This is a genomic window from Sulfolobales archaeon, assembly GCA_038897115.1.
Classification (GTDB): Archaea; Thermoproteota; Thermoprotei_A; order Sulfolobales; family AG1; genus AG1.
Window position 1 is genome coordinate 2897 of the sequence record JAWAXC010000092.1, and the last position, 5194, is coordinate 8090.

Here is a 5194-nt window from a genome sequence, read left to right on the forward strand (position 1 = left end):
GCATATTTCAGGGTTGATGAGAGCTTCTCCTCAGAGACACAGCTATCCGTGGTGACATCTCAGCACAAGGATAGCCCGCCACCCACAGCATCTATATCGGCTGTAGGTGCATACGCGTCTCCCGGGAGCCTCGGGGGTGCTAGGCTAGCTGTTTCGATCGATAGCTACAGCCTCTCTGGAGATGCTGTATGTGGGCTGATGTATACGGATTACACGACTAATATATCTTACTATAGATGCTACGCCTACCCATCAGGCAGGGTATCGTATAGGGCTTATGTCATAGGGGTTCCACAGCCAGGACACTACGAGGTTCCAGCTAATATCAAGGTCGTGGGTGTTATATCCACGTCCTCGTCATCCTCCTCCGGATCTATATCTGTGCCGAACCCTATGATCGATGTGCTTGTTGTTAGGGTAAACATAACGGAGATCAGGCCATCCGGTGTCTATACCATGGAGAGGTTTGGGAACACATATTTCTTCGAGCCGAGGCAGTACAAAGCCGTGGTGGAGGTATCATCAAGCGGCTATGGATCTGCATCTATATGGGTTAAGATCGATTTCTTCGGCATTAACCAGAGCTCATCACAGCAGAGCCTAAGCCCAGAAGACCTGCAGAGGATCCTGAGCACGGCTGTCTCTATGACCGAGCAGGCTATATCCGATATAAACCTTGTGAGCCTTGGATCCTATACCCTTGGCTTCACCCCCTCAGGATCCCAGACAATGAAGTCCGAGGTTACCATCAACACCCCCAGGAGATTCGACAGGATAGTCTACCTAGCAGAGGCTGGGATAGACGGAGGAGGATCTGTGAAGTGGGCCGGTGGCTTCAACACAACAGCAGGCACAGCTGTGCTCTCGATATACGGGCCATCTGGATATATAGTTGGTAACACAGCCTCTTTCTCGGCGTATGCATCTGCATCTCTATCGAATATCCAGGACTTCTCTGCACAGATAAGCTTCTCATTCACAACAACACCACAGCTCCCAGGGCTTGCTGGGCAGTCATGCACCGTGTACCTCTCCCCGCAGTCCCCATCGCAGCAGTGCAGCGTATCATCGACATTGTCTGAGAAGCCATCCAGTGGGAGCTACTCTGTGGAGACCAGCTATAGAGGGTCTGTGAGGCTCGCCGGGGTGGAGTTCCAGGTGGGCGGCTCCATGGGCGGGCAGGCACCCTCGATACCGAATCCAAGGGTCTCTAGCTTCGGTAGATACCTATACATAGCTGTTCTAGCACCCGTTGTCCTTATAGCTGCTGGTGCCCTGATGTTCGCCGTGTATAACTATCTAGGGGGTCTGAGCGATGTCATGGCTAGGATATCGAGCCACTACATAGAAGTCCTCATGGCCGGTGTGGGTCTCCTAGTCGTTATGTATGGACTCCCAGTAGTTGTCTATAACCTCGTGGCGTATCTCCTAAACAGCATGGGAGGATCATACGGGTATACAATACCATATGTATCTGGGGTCACACCCGATTCCTTTGTCGTAATGATGTCGGGCTATGACCAGGCCTTCGACAAGGTCTCGTCAATGATATCATCATCCATAGGGATACTAACAGGGGTTATAATTGGGGTGGCAGCTATAGCAGCGGTTGTTATAGCCCTGGCACTCATACCATCTTTCCTCTCACCGATAGGGATGGCTGTGTCCAGCATCTTTGGTCCGATAGCTGCTACCCTGATAATAGGTGTTATAGGTACATTCCTAGCCCTGCTCTATGCACAGCTTGGGATGGGTGTTGCAGAGGCTCTCATAGCACTTGCAATAGCCCTAACAGTTGGGGCATCGGTTATAGGTGCTGTCATGAGCATCTTCCCAGGTGTTAGCTCCATAGGCTTCCAAGCCGCTGGGGGTGCCGCTGCATCTATGATAGTCATCATGGTGGGCGGTGCTGCATCTGGGTATGTGGCTAGCGTGATAAACCACTATGTGAACCAGATAGCAATACCAGATGTATTCAGCAGCTTCCAAGAGGCAGCGGCGAAGATAGGACTGACAATCGGGACGCTGGGTGGATACGCCTTCTTCTCAGCAGCTGTCAAGATAGCAGCGGCAGGCCTCATAGTGGGCTTCATAGGAGCGGTTATAGGGGGTGCAATAGCATCAATACCCCTATTCGGAGGACTACTAGGAGGAGCAATAGCATCCATAACAAGGATAGGGAGAGGAGGTTAAAACCCTGATCATTCATCGCTCCTCCTCTATACCCGATATAGATCCTACCAGTTTCCTGGCGAACACATATTTCTCCCGGTCTATCTCGAATGCTATCCACCTCCTCCCGAAGAGCTCGCATGTAAGCGGTATGCTCCCGTAGCCGGCGAATGGAACTAAGAAGATAAGCCAGCCATGATCCCTGAGCACCCTGTAAAGCTCGTCCTCCAGCTCGAAGAACACCTCGCCATCATCAAACCTGTCCTTCCCAACACCATATGGAGGATCCGTGATAATCGCATCAACAGATCCACTTGGTATCTCTTTTATCAGCTCCCTAGCATCGCCCAAACTATAAACACCATGCCTGGTTCTAAAGAGTCTGGCCATCCCGTGCCACCCACTATTGTTATGCTAATTTGGCATCGAACTCGGAGCACGCAAAGACGATCTATCAGCCGTGGCACACCTAGGGAAGCCCGGATACCGCTTAAAACCACATTCGAGAGAACAGTGGCTTCTCTGGGCTCGGTATCCCGGGTTTATGCGGGGTCATAGGATAATTTCACATATATTTTTTGGGGATGCGGTGTGAGGTTAAAGGTTAGAGCCGGTCTTAGAGGGATTAATCCGATAGACCTAGCGACCTTGATGCTTGTACTGTCAATACTCATGCTTGCTGTCACTTACCTCATCAACGGATTAGATTATACCGGTTCTCCGCCTCCGCTGCAGGGTATAGCGGTTACGGATGTGAAGGCAAAGCTTGAGGACAAGGACACGGTGAGGGTCTATATAGAGGGGAGGACAGCCGATATCAGGAGAGTAGTCATAGATGATGTTGTTCTCAGATGGTCAAACAGATCTGTGAATGCAATCGATATATCGGTGGAGCTAGGCTGGACACGCCAGTTTCTGGGGATAGGGTCTATGTATACACCAATTATAAACGCTGTCTTCGACATAGACTCGCAGTCTCAGTTGAAACCTGGGGATAGGGTGTTCATCGATATATACTACTGCATATACTCAGTATGCAAAGTGAAAACAGTTAAAGCCGTGGTTGAAGAGCCATAAAGACCCAAGATCTCCTTTTACTTCATATTTATCTCAGGGGATAATGCTTATATACTCATACAACCACTTATAGATCGGGAGCAACATAAATAAATTACAAGGTACCACTATCTACACGTCCTCGCCACCCCAAGTCTATGGAGCGATATAAATAAATTATAAGAGGAGAAATCTCCTAGCTTTGAAACGATATCTTTAAAGAGAGTCAATATAAATAGATTACAAGGAAAATAAACAAATAAACCGTGGAGAGCTACTTTGCTTTTCTTAGTATCTCTGCTATTTTTTCTAGGAATCTTCTGTTCACGAGTTTGAGGCATCTGCACTCACTATTTGGCTCGACTATGCCTGAGTTCTTGAGGAATGTTACTATGACATCTATGTCGTCAGTATCGAATCCCCTGGATGCCAGGTATTCGAGGTCGAGATCCGTTATTTTATCGTTTTTCATTAGTGTCTCCACGATAGCTCTGAAGAGGTCTTTGAAAGAGGTTCTTGCCTCCATGGCATCCCCCAAAATATGGCCGAAATATAAAGCTCCTAGCTTTCTAGGGGGCGGGGATGATGAGTGGCCGCTAAGCAGATCCGTGAAGAATATACGAACCTCTGACCCGCCCCGCCCCCAAAATAATATAGCAGTATTGAGATATAAATACAGGGGCCTCTAGAATGCTTATAGGTTTTCCACTTCTCTCTCTATTATTTCCCGCATGGCCTTCTCATATATTCTGTGCCAGTCAGGATCTGTGTGATCTAGGCCTTCCCCGTGTAGCAGCTCGTGCACTATGATGGGTGCCCATAGGAGCGTGATTTTTGACCTGTTCCTGAGCCTCTTTGTCTTCAGGATCAGCTTCGATACCTCTGGGTTAGCTACATTCACATATACTGTTTTCCCATCTGTGAATGCTGCGACGTTTTTATCTGTGCTCTCGACGAGGACTATATCTGCGTCTCTTATCTCACCCACTATCCTCATCGTGATCAGGTTCTGCCTTGGCTTGGCGGCCTCATGTCTCTCGCTTCTACCTGTGAACTCTATCTCCACCACATCGCCCTTCTGAACTATATTTGCTGTGAACTCCACACCTCCTATCCTTATCGAGCAGGGCTTCGAACCGATGCGGAGGCTCTCCCCCTTCACAGCTTCTTCGAATGCTTTCTTTATATCTTTGAAAACGCTTCTGAGCTTCTCCTCGACCTCCCCGCCCATGACCCTCCTAGCCTCATCCTCAACTATGACATCCCTAGCCCTTCTGAACCCAGCCATTGTAGCCCACTCGGCTATCTCTCTATTTTTCACATAGAATACTCTGAGTCTCATCCTCTCCAGCTTCGACTTTGATGAGTCTGTGATCTCTAGCTCGCTGAAGACCCAGCTCCTCGGATCCAGTGCCCCGCCAACTATATATGTACCATCAGCTGTCTCGAATACCATGTGCTTGATACGCTCAGCATAGACCCTGGATCTCTCGGATTCATCAAGTGAGTAATCGATTGGGAACGCTGTCTCTACGAGGCGTTGTAGGTTGGGCATACCCTTGGCAATGACCTCCGGGCTATATCTATCGATGATCGCTTTCACAGCGTTCCTAGCTATATATGTGACCCACTCCATATACTTGTCATCATAAATAATATCCCTTGCAGGGTTGATCCTGACCCTCGGATCCCTTGTCTCTACTAGCAGTCCTCGAAGCCTGTATTCGTAGTCAGCTGTGAAGACGCCCTTGACAATGATCCCTGAGTAGTCCCTGTTCTTCATCAGATAGACTCTGTTATTGCCATCGCTAAAGATCTCCTCTGCTTTCTCCTTCACAAGTTCTACTTTCATCCCATTGACATATACTGGGACTGGGCCGTGGTAGCTGTCCCTCACATACGATTCTATGAGATACCTATTCACACTGACATCATCCCTCAGGTGTATGATCCACTTAACACCCGG

5 protein-coding genes are annotated in these 5194 nt (G+C 48.8%); 2 read left to right on the top strand and 3 right to left on the bottom strand.

Annotated elements, in window-relative coordinates; translation table 11 throughout:
- Positions 1–2193, top strand: a 2193-nt coding sequence (locus tag QXE01_10095; GenBank protein ID MEM4971584.1) for a hypothetical protein, incomplete at its 5' end; no start/stop codon positions are given.
- Positions 2194–2205: 12 nt separating this feature from the next.
- Here the strand turns inward: QXE01_10095 and QXE01_10100 are convergent.
- Complete coding sequence (locus tag QXE01_10100) at positions 2206–2562, bottom strand: hypothetical protein (protein MEM4971585.1); 357 nt, start codon at positions 2560–2562, stop codon at positions 2206–2208.
- Positions 2563–2763: 201 nt separating this feature from the next.
- On the opposite strand from QXE01_10100, the gene QXE01_10105 reads away from it, so the two are divergent.
- Positions 2764–3249 (top strand): hypothetical protein, encoded by a 486-nt coding sequence (locus tag QXE01_10105; GenBank protein ID MEM4971586.1) that lies wholly within the window; start codon positions 2764–2766, stop codon positions 3247–3249.
- 253 nt (positions 3250–3502) lie between these two features.
- Here QXE01_10105 and QXE01_10110 read toward each other — a convergent pair whose 3' ends face one another.
- On the bottom strand, positions 3503–3754 hold the full coding sequence (locus QXE01_10110) for a hypothetical protein (GenBank protein ID MEM4971587.1): 252 nt from the start codon (positions 3752–3754) through the stop codon (positions 3503–3505).
- A 168-nt stretch (positions 3755–3922) separates the two neighbouring features.
- A partial coding sequence (locus tag QXE01_10115) for a hypothetical protein (GenBank protein ID MEM4971588.1) occupies positions 3923–5194 on the bottom strand: 1272 nt, incomplete at its 5' end.

Excerpts from the sequence above, each read along its gene's own strand:
- QXE01_10100 (MEM4971585.1), bottom strand. The coding sequence starts at position 2,562 with ATGGCCAGACTCTTTAGAACCAGGCATGGTGTTTATAGTTTGGGCGAT.
- QXE01_10110 (MEM4971587.1), bottom strand. The coding sequence starts at position 3,754 with ATGGAGGCAAGAACCTCTTTCAAAGACCTCTTCAGAGCTATCGTGGAG.